The sequence below is a fragment of the Paraburkholderia sp. GAS333 genome (genome assembly GCF_050435665.1).
GTDB classification, from domain to species: domain Bacteria; phylum Pseudomonadota; class Gammaproteobacteria; order Burkholderiales; family Burkholderiaceae; genus Paraburkholderia; species Paraburkholderia fungorum_A.
In genome coordinates, this window is the sequence record NZ_JBNDKS010000003.1 from 1,287,514 (window position 1) to 1,304,797 (window position 17,284).

A 17,284-nucleotide genomic window follows, 5' to 3' on the forward strand; every position below is an offset into this window, starting at 1 on the left:
CTGAACTAGATGACGTAAAGATCGACATATTCATTGACCGGCATGGCTTCGAGCCTTGTCTGATCGAGCGACACGTCGAGAATCGCCAGTTGTTGCCTGACCGGAAAGCGCCGCGCGAGGTTGGTCCTGAACTTCTCGACCAGCAACGGAATCCCGTCTTCACGACGGCGCTTATGACCGATTGGGTATTCGACTACGACTTCGTCGAACCTTGATCCATCGTTGAATTCGACCGTCAGTGCGTTGGCGATCGAACGCTTCTCGGGATCGTGGTAATCCTGCGTGAACTGCGCGTCTTCGACACATTCCATCCTGGCGCGCAACACATCGATACGCGCGTCCTGCGCGACCGAATCTTCGTAATCCGCGGCCGTCAGGCGACCGTGGGTCAGCGGCACGGCGATCATGTACTGAATGCAATGATCGCGATCGGCCGGGTTGTCCAGCGGGCCCTTCTTGTCGATGATGCGGATCGCGGCCTCGTGCGTGCGAATCGTGATCCTGCTGATCTCGTCCACCGTCCGGCCCTGCGCCGCGAGTTGCGCGTTCAATGCGAGCGCTGCTTCCACCGCAGTTTGCGCATGGAATTCTGCCGGAAAAGAAATCTTGAAGAGTACGTTTTCCATCACGTACGAGCCATACGGACGCTGGAATCTGAACGCATTGCCGTTGAACAGCACGTCGTAAAAGCCCCACGTCTTCGCCGTGAGCACCGACGGATAGCCCATCTCGCCGGTTTTCGACATCAGCGCCAGACGTACGGCGCGCGACGTCGCGTCGCCTGCCGCCCACGATTTGCGCGAACCCGTGTTCGGTGCATGGCGATACGTGCGCAGAGCGTGCCCGTCGACAAAAGCCTGCGACACCGCGTTGATCAGCTCGTCGCGCGACAGGCCGATCATTTGACCGACCACCGCTGTCGACGCCACTTTCACCAGCAATACGTGATCGAGCCCGACCTTGTTGAAGGAGTTTTCGAGCGCGATACAACCTTGAATTTCGTGCGCCTTGATCATGGCGATCAACACGTCTTGCATCGTCAGCGGTGCTTTGCCCGCTGCGATGGCCGTGCGCGAGAGCCAGTCGGCTGTCGCGAGAATTCCGCCGAGGTTATCCGACGGATGCCCCCATTCGGCGGCGAGCCACGTGTCGTTGAAGTCGAGCCAGCGAATCATTGCGCCGATGTTGAAGGCCGCCTGAACCGGGTCGAGCTGGAACGATGTGCCTGGCACCTTGGCGCCGTTGGGGACGATCGTGCCCGGCACGATCGGTCCCATCAGCTTGGTGCAGGCCGGGTAGGAGAGCGCCTCGAGTCCACAGCCGAGCGTATCGATCAGGCAATGGCGCGCGGTTTCCAGCGCGAGCTTGCCGTCGATCGTGAAATCCAGAACGTAGTCGACGATATCGACCAGGACGGAATCCGGGTCGGGTCGTACGTTGGAAATCGGAGCGGACATCGGGGAGCGTTCCTGACGACGTTGTTTAGTTGGTGGTCCGGTTGATCGCGTTCGATTGCGTCGGAGCCGGCGCGCCTTGCGTCATCGCTGCCGTCTTGCATTCGTCGGCGAGGCGCGAGCTGTCCTTGTCCTGGAACAGCATTGCCTTGGTCGGGATCACGACCAGATCCATGCCCGTTGCGGCGTCGTGGAAGCGGTCTGCGCCCGTGGTGGTCGCTTCGCGCGGCAGATTGTAATTTTTGTTGGCCCAGTGAACCGTGACGATCTGGTCACGCTTCATGTCGCCCTTCAGGTCGAAAGCCAGACCTTCGGCGCACGACCACTTTTCCGAGCCGTCCGGTACCGGATCGACCTTCGCTTCCTTGGCCGGGTTAGCTTTGCGCTTGATCAGGCGACGCGGTTCCGGGCGCTTTGCCACGGCCTTCTTCGCTGCCGGCTTGGTGGTGGTCGCTGTTTGTGCGGCGGCTTCCGTCGACAGGGTCAGCATCGTCGTGGACAGGGCGCCAATCACGGCGGCGATCATCAGCTTTTTCATGGAGAAAACCTTTCTATCTAGTTTCAGTTAAACATTACGCGGGCTACCGGTCCTGGCGACCGCGTGGGTTGAACTGCACGCGCTTTGAAAGCGCACAGCGACCGCTATTTTCTCCTATTTAGCGGCAGGTACTTCAAATTCTCAGGTCCGGTGTAGTTCGCGCTGGGTCGGATGATCTTGTTGTCGACCCGCTGCTCGATGATGTGCGCGCTCCACCCTGCCGTGCGCGCGATCACGAAAATCGGCGTGAACATCGCCGTCGGCACGCCCATCATGTGATACGACACCGCGCTGAACCAGTCGAGATTCGGGAACATCTTCTTCGCGTCCCACATCACCGATTCGAGCCGCTCGGCGATGTTGAACAGCTTCGTATTCCCCGCTTCCTTCGACAGCTTCTTCGCCACGTCCTTGATGACCACGTTACGCGGATCGGAGATCGTGTACACCGGATGGCCGAAGCCGATCACCACTTCCTTGTTCTCGACGCGCCTGCGGATATCGGCTTCCGCTTCGTCGGGCGTCTGATAGCGCGACTGGATTTCGAACGCGACTTCGTTGGCGCCGCCGTGTTTCGGGCCACGCAACGCGCCGATCGCACCGGTGATCGCCGAGTAAATGTCGGACCCCGTGCCTGCAATCACGCGCCCCGTGAAGGTCGACGCGTTGAATTCATGCTCGGCATACAGGTTCAGCGACACATGCATCGCATCGACCCACGCCTTCGACGGCTCGACGCCATGCAGCAGATGCAGGAAGTGGCCGCCGATCGAATCGTCGTCGGTTTCGACCTCGATGCGCTTGCCGTTGTGCGAGTAGTGATACCAGTACAGCAGCATCGAACCGAGCGACGCCATCAGCTTGTCGGCGATATCGCGCGCGCCCGGCAGATTGTGGTCGTCCTTCTCCGGCAGCACGGTGCCGAGCACGGACACGCCGGTGCGCATCACGTCCATCGGATGCGCGGCGGCAGGAATCCATTCGAGCGCGGCCTTGACGTTGGCGGGCAGCCCGCGCATGCCTTTGAGTCTGGTTTTATACGCCTGAAGCTCGGCCTGCGTCGGTAGCTTTTCGTGGACCAGCAGATACGCGATTTCTTCGAATTCGCACGCGCTCGCGATGTCGAGAATGTCGTAGCCGCGATAGTGCAGATCGTTGCCGGTCTTGCCGACCGTGCACAGCGCGGTATTGCCCGCCGTCACGCCGGACAGGGCGACGGATTTTTTGGGCTTGAAACCGCTTTGTGGGGTGCTGCCGCCTTGTGCGTCTGTGGATTGCGTCGTCTCACTCATCTCCCGCCATCTCCCTTGAGCTTGCGTGCGTTGGTCCTGCGAGCTTTTTCCCTACGTACTGCTGCTGCGCCAGCCGTATGTTCGACGCCGGTTTTTCATCGCCGCGATGGCCTGTGCTGTGATCAAGGCAGCGCGCACCGGGCGCGATCGCATGCCCCGAACGCTCACGACGCAGCTTGTCCGTTAGCGCCCACTTCTGCGAAAAGCGGCGCGGCGTCTTGCGGAACCGCGCGGCCCGTCGCTTGCGCACGGCGCAGCACCGACCAGTAATAGCGATAGCTCGCGCGATCGTGCAGCGTGTCGTGATAGCGCGTCGGCCCCCATTGCGCCGACTGCGCGGCCAGCAGGATTTCGGTGGCCGTAGCGATCTCTTCGTCGCGCGGAGCAAATGCGGCGACGATCGCCTCGATCTGCGCCGGGTGAATGCTCCACATGCGCGTGTAGCCGAACTCGTTGCGGGCCCGCGCGGCGTCGTTCGCGACCACGCTCATGTCGCGCACTTCGGTGCTGACGTTATGCGACGGCACCTTGCCGTATGCATGACAGGCCGCCGAAATTTCCAGTTTCGCGCGACGCACCAGAGGATGATCGAACTGACCGGGCGAGCGCATGGCCGTATCGGGAATCGCGCCGTTGTGCGCGGAGACGAAGTCCATCAAGCCGAAGCTCAATGCTTCGACGCCCGGCAGCGCGGCCAGATCGAACACGCGCGTGAGCGCACCGTGGGTTTCGACCAGCAGTTGCACCGGCACCGGCTGCGTGATGCCGAGCTCGCGCCGCGTCGCCTCGATGAACGCGACCATTTCGGCGGCATCGGGAACGTTGCGGATTTTCGGAAGGGTAATGTAAGCCGGCGCGCGCTTCGCGGCACGCAGAATGAGACGGACGTCGTCGCGCCAGTGCGCGTGATCGAAGTCGTGAATCCGTACGCCGACGCGCCCGAAACGGTCATGCTCGCTGCCCAGAAGCGACGCGACCAGTTCCGCGTGTTCCGCTTCGCGGCCGACTTGCGCACCGTCTTCGCAATCGAGCGTGATGTCGAACACCGGGCCGAGTTGCTGCTGCAGCGCGAGGGACTTCAGCATCAGCTTTTCGCTGCCGGCGTAGTGATCGCAGGCAGGTAGCACAAGCGGCGGCACTTCGCCGTCAAACAGCACTTCGGCGGGGGTGAGGGCGCGCATCGTCGGCGTCAGGGGCGTGGGGTTGTTTAGTGAAAATATGATTCGGATGAACTCTGCCTGAGCGTGACTGCTATCAGGTGATTGCAAAGCGCATTCGGATCAGATGCGAATGACCGGAATTGCATAAATTCCGGCATTCGCACGAAAAAACCGGAACCCGCCGCGGTGAAGCTACGGAGTTCCGGTTTATCTGCATCAGGGGCTTAGCCGAGCAGTTGTTGAACGCCGTCGCGCTCTTCCAGCAATTCCTGCAGCGTGCCGTCCATCTTTTCGCGCGAGAACGCGTCGATTTCCAGACCTTCGACGCGCTTGTACTCGCCGTTTTCGCACGTAACCGGCACACCGTAGATGATGTCTTCCGGGATGCCGTACGAGCCGTCCGACGGAATACCCATCGTGACCCACTTGCCGTTCGTGCCCAGAACCCAGTCACGCACGTGGTCGATTGCAGCATTAGCCGCCGACGCCGCCGACGACAGGCCGCGCGCTTCGATGATCGCTGCGCCGCGCTTGCCGACGGTCGGGATGAACGTGTTGCGGTTCCATTCTTCGTCGTTGATCAGCTTGGTCAGGTCCTGACCTTCAGCCGTTGCAACGCGGAAGTCCGGGTACATGGTCGGCGAGTGGTTGCCCCACACAGCCAGCTTTTCGATCGACGCGACCGGCTTGCCCGACTTGGCAGCCAGTTGCGACAACGCGCGGTTGTGGTCCAGACGCAGCATGGCGGTGAAGTTCTTCTTCGGCAGATCCGGCGCCGACTTCATCGCGATGTATGCGTTGGTGTTAGCCGGGTTGCCGACCACCAGAACCTTCACGTCGCGGCTGGCGACTTCGTTCAGCGCCTTGCCCTGAACCGTGAAGATTTCGGCGTTTGCCGACAGCAGGTCCTTACGCTCCATGCCTTTTGAACGCGGGCGTGCGCCGACCAGCAGGGCCACGTCTGCATCCTTGAATGCAACTTTCGGGTCGTCAGTGATCACGACACCCGACAGCAGCGGGAATGCGCAATCATCCAGTTCCATCACGACGCCTTTGACGGCGCCTTGCGCTTGCGGGAGGTCGAGCAGTTGCAGGACAACCGGCTGGTCCTTGCCGAGCAGATCGCCATTGGCGATGCGGAACAGCAGGGAGTAAGCGATTTGACCTGCGGCGCCGGTGACGGCAACGCGCTTTGCGGGCTTAGCCATTGAGAAATCTCCAGGACGATGCGTTAGACGCTAGGGAAAACGCCATTCTATATGCGCGTTCAGCGAAGCGTTATGAAACACGGCGGAATTCACTGTTCGCGTGCGGCCCTGTAATTCGACGGGGCCAGGCGGCGCGTTGCGGCAAGATCGCCGTGCCGGAAACCTTTACTGAGCGGGGGCGGAATAAGGTGGCGCCGAGGTAGCCGCTGCACGGTGCGGGCTCCTGCAAACAGCGCGTTTCGGCAAGCGTCTGACCAACGAATGGCGGCGAATCGAAACCTGAACTGCGAGGGAACTGCATGGTGCGCAGTGGCTGCCGAAGCGTCGCGGCGCTGTGTCAGAACAGCTGCCGAAAAACCCGCAAACCCTTGCTCGCCAAGGAGTGTAGGAGTCGTCATGCACAAAGTCAACATTATCTTATGTCTTATATAAGACACATCTATTGCGGGGAAAACCCTAGACGCACCCCAGCCCTTTATGATGAAATGCGCGCATGAATTCGAACCCGGCGAATACCACGAACCCGAGCGGCCAAGGGGCCGCGGGCGAGGGTGTACCCGCCAGCACTCCCGCCTCGTCGCCTACTTTTAGCCCCCTGTATCAGCAGATCAAAGGGCTGATTACGCAGAGCCTCGAAAGCGGTGAATGGAAGCCGGGCGAGATCATTCCTAGTGAAGTCGAATTGGCGGCAAGATACAAGGTCAGTCAGGGGACGGTGCGCAAAGCCATCGACGAACTGGCCGCCGACAACCTGCTGGTGCGCCGCCAGGGCAAGGGCACTTTTGTTGCGACGCACAACGAAGATCGCGCCCAGTTTCGCTTCCTCAGATTACTGGCCGATGACGGCGCGGAGCATCCGCACGTCAGCCGCCTGCTTGAATGCCGCCGTTTGCGCGCTTCCGCCGACATTGCCCGTCAACTCGATCTGAAGCCAGCCGACCCGGTGGTGCTGATCAAGCGTTTGCTGCAGTTCGACGGCGAAGTCACGGTCCTCGATGAAATCTGGCTGCCTGGCGCCGTGTTTCGCGGACTGACGCTCGAACGGCTGTCGGAGTACAAGGGTCCCCTCTACGCGATGTTCGAGACGGAATTCGGCACCCGCATGATTCGCGCCACGGAGAAAATCCGCGCGGTCGCAGCGGATCCTTCTGTGGCCGACCTGCTGCATGTGCCCGCGGGTTTTCCGTTGCTGTCGGTCGAACGCGTGTCCTATACCTATGGGGACCGGCCGGTTGAAGTCCGGCGAGGTTGGTATGTCACAACCGGGTATTACTATCAGAACGATCTGAGTTGAGTCGGGCTGAATGAAGGCGCGGCGTCCCACACGCGCGCCTGTTTGACGGCGTCTTTATCGCGTGTGCTGTAACGGACCTGTAGTGGTTTTCGCTGCAGCGCGATATAAAAAGGCGCTAAAATTGCGGATTAGTGTGACTACATAGTAGGGGTCTAGCATGGCAGAAGCCGTAAAAAAACCGAGGCCGGAATTCCGGAATATCGGTATTGGGCAGATATTGACGGCATACCGTCTCCCGCTCGCGGGGCGCGTGTCGATCTTGCACCGCGTGAGCGGTGGTCTTTTGTTTGTTTTCCTTCCGTTCCTGCTGTACCTCTTTGATCAGAGCCTGACTTCCGAATTGAGTTTCGAAGGCTTCAAAGGTTTCCTCTCCAATATCATCGTCAAGCTCATCACGCTCGTTCTGGCGTGGGGTTTCCTGTTCCACTTCTGCGCCGGCGTCCGCCATCTGATGATGGACACCAATCACGACTCCGTGACGAAGGAAAAAGGCAAGTCGACCTCCATCGTCGTTATCGTCGTGTCGTCGCTGCTCACCATCGCATTCGCGGCGAAACTGTTCGGAGCATTCTAAAAAATGTCATCAAATAACCGGATCGGTTCGAAGCGTCTCGTTGTCGGCGCGCATTACGGTCTGCGCGACTGGCTCGCGCAACGCATCACCGCCACGATCATGGCGGTCTACACGGTTATCCTGCTCGCCTGGTTCTTCGGCGCGCGCGATTTCTCGTACGACGGCTGGGCCTCGATCTTCGCGACGCAATGGATGAAGCTCGCTACGTTCGTCACGCTGCTTGCACTGTTCTACCACGCGTGGGTTGGTATCCGCGATATCTGGATGGACTACGTGAAGCCCGTTGGCGTGCGCCTGACCCTTCAGGTGCTGACGATCGTCTGGCTGCTCGCATGTGCGGGCTACGCTGCGCAGATTCTCTGGAGAGTGTAAAAGAATGGCTGCAATCAAGAATTCTCTGCCGCGTCGCAAGTTTGACGTGGTCATCGTCGGCGCAGGCGGCTCGGGAATGCGCGCTTCGCTGCAACTCGCGCGCGCCGGTCTGTCGGTCTGCGTGCTGTCCAAGGTGTTCCCGACGCGTTCGCACACGGTCGCGGCTCAAGGCGGCATCGGCGCATCGCTCGGCAACATGAGCGAAGACAACTGGCACTATCACTTCTACGACACGATCAAGGGTTCCGACTGGCTCGGCGACCAGGACGCGATCGAGTTCATGTGCCGTGAAGCACCGAACGCAGTCTACGAACTCGAACACATGGGCATGCCGTTCGACCGTAACGCAGACGGCACGATTTATCAGCGCCCGTTCGGCGGCCACACCGCCAACTACGGCGAAAAGCCGGTGCAACGCGCCTGCGCGGCGGCTGACCGTACCGGTCACGCGCTGCTGCACACGCTGTATCAGCAGAACGTCGAAGCAAAGACGCAGTTCTTCGTCGAATGGATGGCGCTGGATCTGATCCGCGACGCCGACGGCGATGTGCTCGGCGTGACCGCGCTGGAAATGGAAACCGGCGACGTCTACATCCTCGAAGGCAAGACCACGCTGTTCGCAACGGGCGGCGCAGGCCGGATCTTCGCGGCATCGACCAACGCGTTCATCAACACCGGTGACGGCCTCGGCATGGCTGCGCGTTCGAATATCGCGCTGCAGGACATGGAATTCTGGCAATTCCACCCGACCGGCGTGGCCGGCGCGGGCGTGCTGATTACCGAAGGCGTGCGCGGCGAAGGCGGCATCCTGCGTAACTCGAACGGCGAGCGTTTCATGGAACGCTACGCGCCGACGCTGAAGGATCTGGCACCGCGCGACTTCGTTTCGCGTTCGATGGATCAGGAAATCAAGGAAGGCCGCGGCGTGGGTCCGAACAAGGACCACGTGCTGCTCGACCTGTCGCACATCGGCGCAGAGACGATCATGAAGCGTCTGCCGTCGATCCGCGAAATCGCGATGAAGTTCGCGAACGTCGATTGCATTAAAGAGCCGATTCCGGTTGTGCCGACCATTCACTATCAGATGGGCGGTATCCCGACGAACATCAATGGTCAGGTCGTCGGTACGGCGCGCGGCCACGAAGAAGTCGTCAACGGTTTCTACGCAGTGGGCGAATGCTCGTGCGTGTCGGTGCACGGTGCAAACCGTCTCGGCACGAACTCGCTGCTCGACCTCGTGGTGTTCGGCCGCGCGGCTGGCAACCACATCGTCAAGCACGTGCAGAGCATGAAAGAGCACAAGCCGCTGCCGGCCGATGCTGCCGACTTCGCGCTGTCGCGTCTGGACAAGCTCGACAAGTCGTCGTCGGGCGAGTACGCGCAGGACGTCGCGAACGACATCCGCAGCACGATGCAGGCTCACGCCGGCGTGTTCCGTACGTCGGAGTTGCTGGCGAAGGGCGTCGAGGCTATTCGCGAAGTGGCTGGACGTGTCGACAACATCCATCTGAAGGACAAGTCGAAGGTGTTCAACACGGCCCGCGTCGAAGCGCTGGAAGTGGCGAACCTGATCGAAGTGGCACGCGCCACGATGGTCTCGGCCGAAGCGCGCAAGGAAAGCCGTGGCGCGCACGCGCAGAACGACTTCGAACATCGCGACGACGAAAACTGGCTGCGCCATACGTTGTGGTTCAGCGAAGGCGACCGCCTCGACTACAAGCCGGTTCACATGCAACCGCTGACCGTCGAATCCGTGCCGCCGAAAGCGCGTACCTTCTAAGGCACCAGTCAAAGGAATTCAGAAATGGCAAAGCGTATATTTGAAATCTACCGCTACGACCCGGACAAGGATGCAGCACCGCGCATGCAAACGTACGAGATCGACATCGATTCGCACGAACGCATGCTGCTCGACGCGCTCCTGAAGCTGAAGGCCGTGGACGAGACCTTGTCGTTCCGTCGCTCGTGCCGTGAAGGCGTGTGCGGTTCGGACGCAATGAACATCAACGGCAAGAATGGTCTGGCGTGTCTGACGAACCTGAACGATCTGCCGCAAAAGATCGTGCTGCGTCCGCTGCCGGGCCTGCCGGTCATTCGCGACCTGATCGTCGACATGACCAACTTCTTCAACCAGTATCACTCGATCAAGCCGTACCTGATCAACGATACGCCGCCGCCGGAAAAGGAACGTCTGCAGTCGCCGGAAGAACGCGACGAGCTCGACGGCCTGTACGAATGTATTCTGTGCGCGAGCTGCTCGACGTCGTGCCCGAGCTTCTGGTGGAATCCGGACAAGTTCGTCGGCCCGGCTGGCCTGCTGCAAGCCTATCGCTTCATTGCGGACAGCCGCGACGAAGCGACGGGTGAACGCCTCGACAACCTGGAAGATCCGTACCGTCTGTTCCGTTGCCATACCATCATGAATTGCGTCGACGTTTGCCCGAAGGGCCTGAACCCGACCAAGGCGATTGGCAAGATCAAGGAATTGATGGTTCGCCGCGCGGTCTGAGATGGACGAAACATCGCATCAGTCCGACCCTCTCCGCCGGGCGCGCCTTCGTTGGCGTGCCCGGCGGGGCCTGCTGGAAAACGATCTGATCTTCGAACGTTTTTTCAGCCGATATGAGCATGACCTCAGCGATGCCGACGTAGGCGCACTTACGCGCCTGCTCGAGCTGAGCGATAACGACCTGATGGACTTGCTGCTTGTGCGCAAGGAACCGGAGGGCGAGCTTGCCGACCCGGATGTAATCCGTGTTCTGGAGCTGCTGCGCAACGCTTGAGCGCCGCCAGCCTGTTGTTCCAGGCGTGCAATTATCGAAACCCTGTTTCCATACTTCGATTGAGGATGTGCTATGACCCCGTCAGATGTTAAAGCCACGCTATCGTTCAGCGACAATTCGCCGAGCGTTGAAATGCCGATTTACAAGGGCACTCTGGGCCCGGACGTAATCGACATTCGCAAACTGTACGGCCAGACCGGCAAGTTCACGTACGACCCGGGCTTCATGTCGACGGCGGCGTGCAATTCCGCAATCACCTACATCGACGGCGACAAGGGCGAGCTGCTGTACCGCGGCTACCCGATCGACAACCTCGCTGAAAACGCAGACTTCCTCGAAAGCTGCTACCTGCTGCTGAAGGGCGAGCTGCCGAACGAGAAGCAGAAGGAAGAGTTCGTCAAGACCGTGACGAATCACACGATGGTGCACGAGCAAATGCACTTCTTTTTCCGCGGCTTCCGTCGCGACGCGCACCCGATGGCGATTCTGGTGGCTGCTGTCGGCGCGCTGTCGGCGTTCTATCACGACTCGCTCGACATCAATAACCCGCGTCACCGTGAAGTGTCGGCAATCCGCATGATCGCGAAGCTGCCGACGCTGGTCGCAATGGCGTACAAGTACAGCATCGGCCAGCCGTTTGCGTACCCGAAGAACGACCTGTCGTACAGCGCGAACTTCATGCACATGATGTTCTCGAACCCGTGCGAAGAGTACAAGGTCAACGACGTGCTGGTGCGCGCGCTCGACCGCATCCTGATCCTGCACGCAGACCACGAACAGAACGCTTCGACCTCGACCGTGCGTCTCGCCGGTTCGTCGGGCGCGAACCCGTTCGCGTGTATCGCAGCAGGTATCGCCTGTCTGTGGGGCCCGGCGCACGGCGGTGCGAACGAAGCCGCGCTGAACATGCTGGAAGAAATCGGCTCGGTCGACAACATTCCTGAGTTCATCAAGCAGGTGAAGGACAAGAACTCGGGCGTGAAGCTGATGGGCTTCGGTCACCGCGTGTACAAGAATTACGATCCGCGTGCGAAGCTGATGCGCGAAACCTGCCACGAAGTGCTGGAAGAGCTGGGTCTGCACGACGACCCGCTGTTCAAGCTCGCCATGGCACTGGAAAAGATCGCACTGGAAGACGAATACTTTGTGTCGCGCAAGCTGTACCCGAACGTCGACTTCTACTCGGGCATCGTGCAGCGCGCACTGGGCATCCCGACGTCGATGTTCACGTGTATTTTCGCGATGGCACGTACGGTCGGCTGGATTGCGCAGTGGAACGAAATGATCGCCGATCCGGAACAGAAGATTGGCCGTCCGCGTCAGCTGTTCATCGGCGACACGCAGCGCGAAGCCAAGCCGATCGCGCAACGTTGATCCGGTTGGAAGTTGTTTAGTTCGTAGCAGCAGTTTGCTGTGGGCAAAAGCAGTTTCGCAATCCGATGATGATTGAAAGACGCCCCAACGGGATTTATCCGTTGGGGCGTTTTGTTTTTTTGCGCGGGAGACGGGCTCACTTTTCTTGATCGTTCGCAAAAGGGCGTGCACCTACAAGCACGACGCAATTGCAGATGGCGCGTTGGGCGAGACCAAAGTGCCTTGGAGTCGTTGCGTTCGATAGAAACCGCTCCAGCTGTTTCAAAGCGCTTCATACGAATTAGCCGCATGCCGGCGCATGCACTCGCCGGTATGCTCACTCTTTCCGGGTGTCATCGATACAGGTATCGTCACTACCACCCAACTCCCTGTTTTTTATCGGTTTTTCCGCTGATGGAGGGTCGCGTGGCAAGGTTCTGCGTGGCATAATCGACTGACACAGTCAGCCCGAAAGCTATTACTACCCCGCATACCATGGCACAGACTCTCTACGACAAATTGTGGAACACGCACGTGATCCACACGGAAGAAGACGGTACTTCGATTCTTTATATCGACCGTCACCTGCTGCACGAAGTGACCAGCCCGCAGGCGTTCGAAGGCCTGAAGCTGGCTGAGCGTCCCGTGTGGCGCATCAGCGCGAACCTGGCCGTGTCGGACCACAACGTCCCGACTACCGACCGCACGCACGGCATCGCCGATCCTGTCTCGAAGCTGCAAGTCGACACGCTCGATTCGAACTGCGACGCCTATGGCATCACGCAGTTCAAGATGAACGATCTGCGTCAAGGCATCGTGCACATCATCGGGCCGGAGCAGGGCGCTACGCTGCCGGGCATGACGATCGTCTGCGGCGACTCGCACACGTCCACGCACGGCGCGTTCGGCGCGCTCGCGCATGGCATCGGCACGTCGGAAGTCGAGCACGTGCTGGCCACGCAAACGCTCTTGCAGAAGAAGAGCAAGAACATGCTGGTGAAGGTCGAGGGTCCGTTGCCGCGCGGCTGTACCGCGAAGGACATCGTGCTCGCGATCATCGGCAAGATCGGCACGGCGGGCGGCACGGGTTATGCCATCGAATTCGGCGGGTCGACCATCCGTTCGCTGTCGATGGAAGGCCGTATGACGGTCTGCAACATGGCGATCGAAGCAGGCGCGCGCGCCGGCATGGTCGCCGTGGACGACACCACGGTCGAATACCTGAAGGGCCGTCCGTTCTCGCCGGAAGGCGTCGAGTGGGATCACGCGGTCGAATACTGGAAGCAGTTCAAGTCCGACGACGGCGCGCATTTCGATCGCATAGTCGAATTAAACGCCGCTGAAATCGTGCCGCAAGTCACGTGGGGCACGTCGCCGGAAATGGTCACGGCTGTTGACGGCCGCGTGCCCGATCCGGAACGCGAAAAAGATCCGGTCAAGCGCGACGCGATGGAACGTGCATTGAAGTACATGGCGCTCGAACCGAATGCGCCGATCGAGTCGATCAAGCCGGACAAGATTTTCATCGGTTCGTGCACGAACGCGCGTATCGAAGACATTCGCGCCGCGGCTTATGTCGTGCGCAAGCTCGGCCGCCGTGTTGCACCGAATATCCGTCTGGCCATGGTGGTGCCGGGTTCGGGTCTCGTGAAGGCGCAAGCCGAACGCGAAGGTCTCGACAAGGTCTTCACCGACGCCGGTTTCGAATGGCGCGAGCCGGGTTGCTCGATGTGCCTCGCGATGAACGCCGACCGCCTCGATCCGGGCGAGCGTTGCGCGTCCACGTCGAATCGCAACTTCGAAGGCCGTCAAGGCGCAGGTGGCCGCACGCACCTCGTGAGCCCTGCAATGGCAGCGGCTGCGGCAATCGAAGGTCACTTCGTCGATATTCGGAAGCTCGGGTAAATCATGGATAAATTCATCGTACACACTGGCCTCGTGGCGCCGCTCGATCGCGAGAACGTCGACACAGACGCGATCATTCCGAAGCAGTTCCTGAAGTCGATCAAACGCACGGGGTTCGGCCCGAACGCGTTCGACGAATGGCGTTATCTCGATCACGGCGAGCCGGGTCAGGACAATTCGAAGCGCCCGCTGAATCCGGATTTCGTGCTGAATCAGCCGCGTTATCAGGGCGCTTCGGTGTTGCTGGCGCGCAAGAACTTCGGTTGCGGCAGCTCGCGTGAGCACGCGCCGTGGGCGTTGCAGCAATACGGTTTCCGCGCGCTGATCGCGCCGAGCTTCGCCGACATTTTCTACAACAACTGCTTCAAGAACGGCGTGCTGCCGATTGTGCTGACTGAGCAGCAGGTCGATCACCTGTTCAACGAAACGTACGCGTTCAACGGCTATCAGCTGATCGTCGACCTCGAAGCGCAAGTCGTGCGCACGTCCGACGGCAGCGCTGAATATCCGTTCGAAGTCGCCGGTTTCCGCAAGTACTGTCTGCTGAACGGTTTCGACGACATCGGCCTCACGCTGCGTCACGCGGACAAGATTCGTCAGTTCGAAGCAGAACGCCTGGCAAAGCAGCCGTGGTTGAATCACCGCATCGTCGGTTAAAGGTATGCGGGCCTTTTGGGGCCCGTTCGCTGATTCGCGTTTGAAAAGTCCCGAAGAAAATCATCAAGGAATTCGCATGAAGATCGCAGTGTTGCCGGGCGACGGCATCGGTCCCGAAATCATCAAGGAGGCTGTCAAGGTCCTGAACGTACTCGGCGAAAAGTTCGAACTCGAGGAAGCGCCGGTTGGCGGCGCGGGCTACGAAGCAAGCGGCCACCCGCTGCCCGATGCGACTCTGGCGCTGGCGAAAGAAGCCGATGCGATCCTGTTCGGCGCAGTCGGCGACTGGAAGTACGACAAGCTCGAACGCGCTCTGCGTCCGGAGCAGGCTATTCTGGGTCTGCGCAAGCATCTGCAACTGTTCGCGAATTTCCGTCCGGCTATCTGTTATCCGCAACTCACGGGTGCATCGTCGCTGAAGGAAGAGATCGTGTCGGGTCTCGACATCCTGATCGTGCGCGAATTGAACGGCGACATTTACTTCGGCGCGCCGCGCGGCGTGCGTGAAGCGCCGGACGGCCTGTTTGCGGGCTCGAAGGAAGGCTTCGACACGATGCGCTATTCGGAACCCGAAGTGCGCCGCATCGCGCACGTCGCGTTCCAGGCCGCGCAAAAGCGTGACAAGAAGCTGACTTCGGTCGACAAATCCAACGTGCTCGAAACGTCGCAATTCTGGCGTGACGTGATGATCGACGTGTCGAAGGAATACGCGGACGTCGAGTTGTCGCACATGTACGTCGACAACGCGGCCATGCAACTCGTGAAGGCGCCCAAGGCATTCGACGTGGTGGTCACCGGCAACATGTTCGGCGACATCCTCTCCGACGAAGCCGCGATGCTGACGGGTTCGATCGGCATGCTGCCGTCGGCCTCGCTCGACAAGAACAACAAGGGCTTGTACGAGCCGTCGCACGGTTCCGCGCCGGATATCGCCGGCAAGGGCGTGGCGAATCCGCTGGCGACCATTCTGTCGGCCGCCATGATGCTGCGTTACTCGCTGAACAAGGCAGAGCAGGCGGACCGCATCGAAAACGCGGTGAAGAAGGTGCTTGAGCAGGGCTATCGTACGGGCGACATTCTCACGCCGGGTTGCAAGCAGGTCGGCACGGTCGCGATGGGCGACGCCGTTGTGGCGGCGCTGTAAAGCGCGTCGAAGCATCAACGGTAAGCAGGGCTGGCAACGGCCTTTAAAACGTAAATTGGCCTCTTTAGAGGCCAATTTACGCGTAAAACAGACAACAGCGACGGGCTGAAGCGGCGAACGACGTCGCCAGATCCCGGTTTTCGTGTATATTGTGACGATGGCGCAGATCTCAAAAATCTCCTCGATTTCCAAACTTCACGGCAAAACGGCCCGTGCGGTTGAACTCGCCATTACCACCATCAAAACGATTACCCCGAAAACGATCACGAAACGCTGATCGTCCGTCGTGCCCGCTCATCTTCCCCGCGCGGTCACTGCGGGCAAAGATGCGGGGAAGTTTCCATTCGAAGGGTATGAAGTCATGAACGTAGGTCTCGTAGGTTGGCGCGGCATGGTCGGCAGCGTCCTGATGCAACGCATGCAGCAGGAAGGCGATTTCGACTTGATCGAACCGGTGTTTTTCAGCACCAGCAACGCGGGCGGCAACGCGCCGTCGTTCGCCAAAAACGAGACCAAGCTCAAAGATGCGACAAGCATCGACGACCTGAAGAAGTGCGACGCGATCATCTCGTGCCAGGGTGGCGACTACACGAACGACGTGTTCCCGAAGCTGCGCGCAGCGGGCTGGAACGGTTACTGGATCGACGCGGCTTCGTCGCTGCGCATGAAGGACGACGCGGTCATCATTCTCGATCCGGTCAACCTCGACGTGATCAAGAATGCGCTGGTCAAGGGCCAGAAGAATTTCATCGGCGGCAATTGCACGGTCAGCCTGATGCTGATGGCGCTCGGCGGCTTGTTCCGCGAAGGCCTCGTCGACTGGATCACGGCTATGACGTATCAGGCCGCTTCGGGCGCGGGCGCGCAGAACATGCGCGAACTGCTGCAACAGATGGGCACGCTGTACGGTGCAGCCAAGGAAGACCTGGCTGATCCGTCGTCGGCGATTCTCGATATCGACCGTCGCGTGCTGGCTGCAATGAACAGCGACCGCATGCCGACCGACAACTTCGGCGTGCCGCTCGCCGGCTCGCTGATTCCGTGGATCGACAAGGATCTCGGCAACGGCATGTCGAAGGAAGAGTGGAAGGGCGGCGCTGAAACCAACAAGATTCTCGGTAAGCCAGCCATGGGCACGCCGGGCTCGATCCCCGTCGACGGCCTGTGCGTGCGGATCGGCGCAATGCGCTGCCACTCGCAGGCACTGACTATCAAGCTGAATAAGGACGTGCCGCTGGACGAAGTGAACAGCATCCTCGCGTCGGGCAACGACTGGGTCAAGGTCGTGCCGAACGAGCGCGAAGCCACCGTGCGCGATCTGTCCCCGGCTGTGGTCACGGGCACGCTGACGGTGCCGGTCGGCCGCGTGCGCAAGCTCGCGATGGGCGGTGAATATCTGTCGGCATTCACGGTTGGCGATCAGCTGCTGTGGGGCGCTGCGGAACCGCTGCGTCGCATGCTTCGCATTGTGCTCGACAAGTAAAGTAAACTACGCGCTCACGACGCGTAGAAAACTCAAGAAGCGTCGCGCTTGCGCGGCGCTTTTTTCA

At 60.2% G+C, this 17,284-nt stretch carries 16 protein-coding genes; 11 read left to right on the forward strand and 5 right to left on the reverse strand.

Going from position 1 to position 17,284, the window contains the following annotated elements; translation table 11 throughout:
- Positions 1 to 5 precede the first annotated feature (5 nt).
- From ABH945_RS21540 to ABH945_RS21560, 5 genes are all read right to left on the reverse strand, one after another.
- Positions 6 to 1,457, reverse strand: a complete 1,452-nt coding sequence (locus tag ABH945_RS21540; RefSeq protein ID WP_429251842.1) for a bifunctional 2-methylcitrate dehydratase/aconitate hydratase — start codon at positions 1,455 to 1,457, stop codon at positions 6 to 8.
- A gap of 25 nt (positions 1,458 to 1,482) precedes the next feature.
- Positions 1,483 to 1,992 (reverse strand): hypothetical protein, encoded by a 510-nt coding sequence (locus tag ABH945_RS21545; protein WP_074766647.1) that lies wholly within the window; start codon positions 1,990 to 1,992, stop codon positions 1,483 to 1,485.
- 104 nt (positions 1,993 to 2,096) lie between these two features.
- Positions 2,097 to 3,284 carry a bifunctional 2-methylcitrate synthase/citrate synthase gene (gene prpC / locus ABH945_RS21550; RefSeq protein WP_429251843.1) on the reverse strand — a complete coding sequence of 396 codons (1,188 nt, stop codon included), beginning with the start codon at positions 3,282 to 3,284 and terminating at the stop codon, positions 2,097 to 2,099.
- 164 nt (positions 3,285 to 3,448) lie between these two features.
- Complete coding sequence (locus ABH945_RS21555; RefSeq protein ID WP_429251844.1) at positions 3,449 to 4,465, reverse strand: HpcH/HpaI aldolase/citrate lyase family protein; 1,017 nt, start codon at positions 4,463 to 4,465, stop codon at positions 3,449 to 3,451.
- Between the two features lie 203 nt (positions 4,466 to 4,668).
- On the reverse strand, positions 4,669 to 5,652 hold the full coding sequence (locus tag ABH945_RS21560; protein ID WP_429251845.1) for a malate dehydrogenase: 984 nt from the start codon (positions 5,650 to 5,652) through the stop codon (positions 4,669 to 4,671).
- Between the two features lie 493 nt (positions 5,653 to 6,145).
- Here ABH945_RS21560 and ABH945_RS21565 point away from each other — a divergent pair, with 493 nt between their 5' ends.
- The 11 genes from ABH945_RS21565 (at position 6,146) to asd (ending at position 17,217) form a co-directional block, all read left to right on the forward strand.
- On the forward strand, positions 6,146 to 6,946 hold the full coding sequence (locus ABH945_RS21565) for a GntR family transcriptional regulator (RefSeq protein ID WP_074766654.1): 801 nt from the start codon (positions 6,146 to 6,148) through the stop codon (positions 6,944 to 6,946).
- A gap of 157 nt (positions 6,947 to 7,103) precedes the next feature.
- Positions 7,104 to 7,520 (forward strand): succinate dehydrogenase, cytochrome b556 subunit, encoded by a 417-nt coding sequence (gene sdhC, locus ABH945_RS21570; protein ID WP_074766656.1) that lies wholly within the window; start codon positions 7,104 to 7,106, stop codon positions 7,518 to 7,520.
- 3 nt (positions 7,521 to 7,523) lie between these two features.
- Positions 7,524 to 7,892 carry a succinate dehydrogenase, hydrophobic membrane anchor protein gene (sdhD, locus tag ABH945_RS21575; protein WP_074766658.1) on the forward strand — a complete coding sequence of 123 codons (369 nt, stop codon included), beginning with the start codon at positions 7,524 to 7,526 and terminating at the stop codon, positions 7,890 to 7,892.
- Between the two features lie 4 nt (positions 7,893 to 7,896).
- Positions 7,897 to 9,672 (forward strand): succinate dehydrogenase flavoprotein subunit, encoded by a 1,776-nt coding sequence (gene sdhA, locus ABH945_RS21580; RefSeq protein ID WP_074766660.1) that lies wholly within the window; start codon positions 7,897 to 7,899, stop codon positions 9,670 to 9,672.
- 24 nt (positions 9,673 to 9,696) lie between these two features.
- A complete protein-coding gene (locus ABH945_RS21585) occupies positions 9,697 to 10,401 on the forward strand; it encodes a succinate dehydrogenase iron-sulfur subunit (protein WP_074766662.1) in 705 nt (234 codons plus the stop codon).
- A 1-nt stretch (position 10,402) separates the two neighbouring features.
- Positions 10,403 to 10,675, forward strand: coding sequence for a succinate dehydrogenase assembly factor 2 (locus ABH945_RS21590; RefSeq protein ID WP_074766664.1), 273 nt, complete (start codon positions 10,403 to 10,405; stop codon positions 10,673 to 10,675).
- A gap of 72 nt (positions 10,676 to 10,747) precedes the next feature.
- Positions 10,748 to 12,049 carry a citrate synthase gene (gene gltA / locus ABH945_RS21595; RefSeq protein ID WP_074766666.1) on the forward strand — a complete coding sequence of 434 codons (1,302 nt, stop codon included), beginning with the start codon at positions 10,748 to 10,750 and terminating at the stop codon, positions 12,047 to 12,049.
- Between the two features lie 474 nt (positions 12,050 to 12,523).
- Positions 12,524 to 13,933, forward strand: a complete 1,410-nt coding sequence (gene leuC, locus ABH945_RS21600; RefSeq protein ID WP_429251846.1) for a 3-isopropylmalate dehydratase large subunit — start codon at positions 12,524 to 12,526, stop codon at positions 13,931 to 13,933.
- A gap of 3 nt (positions 13,934 to 13,936) precedes the next feature.
- The gene (gene leuD / locus ABH945_RS21605; protein ID WP_074766670.1) at positions 13,937 to 14,590 is read left to right on the forward strand and encodes a 3-isopropylmalate dehydratase small subunit; all 654 of its coding nucleotides are present in this window, start codon (positions 13,937 to 13,939) and stop codon (positions 14,588 to 14,590) included.
- Positions 14,591 to 14,666: 76 nt separating this feature from the next.
- Positions 14,667 to 15,734 carry a 3-isopropylmalate dehydrogenase gene (leuB, locus tag ABH945_RS21610; protein ID WP_429251847.1) on the forward strand — a complete coding sequence of 356 codons (1,068 nt, stop codon included), beginning with the start codon at positions 14,667 to 14,669 and terminating at the stop codon, positions 15,732 to 15,734.
- 361 nt (positions 15,735 to 16,095) lie between these two features.
- Positions 16,096 to 17,217: an aspartate-semialdehyde dehydrogenase gene (gene asd / locus ABH945_RS21615; RefSeq protein ID WP_074766674.1), complete on the forward strand. Its 1,122-nt coding sequence runs from the start codon at positions 16,096 to 16,098 to the stop codon at positions 17,215 to 17,217.
- The last annotated feature ends 67 nt before the right edge of the window (positions 17,218 to 17,284 follow it).

What these genes read in the sequence shown, in the direction of transcription:
- ABH945_RS21540 (WP_429251842.1), bottom strand. Translation starts at nt 1,457, where the DNA reads ATGTCCGCTCCGATTTCCAACGTACGACCCGACCCGGATTCCGTCCTG.
- ABH945_RS21545 (WP_074766647.1), bottom strand. Translation starts at nt 1,992, where the DNA reads ATGAAAAAGCTGATGATCGCCGCCGTGATTGGCGCCCTGTCCACGACG.
- prpC (WP_429251843.1), bottom strand. Translation starts at nt 3,284, where the DNA reads ATGAGTGAGACGACGCAATCCACAGACGCACAAGGCGGCAGCACCCCA.
- ABH945_RS21555 (WP_429251844.1), bottom strand. Translation starts at nt 4,465, where the DNA reads ATGCGCGCCCTCACCCCCGCCGAAGTGCTGTTTGACGGCGAAGTGCCG.
- ABH945_RS21560 (WP_429251845.1), bottom strand. Translation starts at nt 5,652, where the DNA reads ATGGCTAAGCCCGCAAAGCGCGTTGCCGTCACCGGCGCCGCAGGTCAA.
- ABH945_RS21565 (WP_074766654.1), top strand. Translation starts at nt 6,146, where the DNA reads ATGAATTCGAACCCGGCGAATACCACGAACCCGAGCGGCCAAGGGGCC.
- sdhC (WP_074766656.1), top strand. Translation starts at nt 7,104, where the DNA reads ATGGCAGAAGCCGTAAAAAAACCGAGGCCGGAATTCCGGAATATCGGT.
- sdhD (WP_074766658.1), top strand. Translation starts at nt 7,524, where the DNA reads ATGTCATCAAATAACCGGATCGGTTCGAAGCGTCTCGTTGTCGGCGCG.
- sdhA (WP_074766660.1), top strand. Translation starts at nt 7,897, where the DNA reads ATGGCTGCAATCAAGAATTCTCTGCCGCGTCGCAAGTTTGACGTGGTC.
- ABH945_RS21585 (WP_074766662.1), top strand. Translation starts at nt 9,697, where the DNA reads ATGGCAAAGCGTATATTTGAAATCTACCGCTACGACCCGGACAAGGAT.
- ABH945_RS21590 (WP_074766664.1), top strand. Translation starts at nt 10,403, where the DNA reads ATGGACGAAACATCGCATCAGTCCGACCCTCTCCGCCGGGCGCGCCTT.
- gltA (WP_074766666.1), top strand. Translation starts at nt 10,748, where the DNA reads ATGACCCCGTCAGATGTTAAAGCCACGCTATCGTTCAGCGACAATTCG.
- leuC (WP_429251846.1), top strand. Translation starts at nt 12,524, where the DNA reads ATGGCACAGACTCTCTACGACAAATTGTGGAACACGCACGTGATCCAC.
- leuD (WP_074766670.1), top strand. Translation starts at nt 13,937, where the DNA reads ATGGATAAATTCATCGTACACACTGGCCTCGTGGCGCCGCTCGATCGC.
- leuB (WP_429251847.1), top strand. Translation starts at nt 14,667, where the DNA reads ATGAAGATCGCAGTGTTGCCGGGCGACGGCATCGGTCCCGAAATCATC.
- asd (WP_074766674.1), top strand. Translation starts at nt 16,096, where the DNA reads ATGAACGTAGGTCTCGTAGGTTGGCGCGGCATGGTCGGCAGCGTCCTG.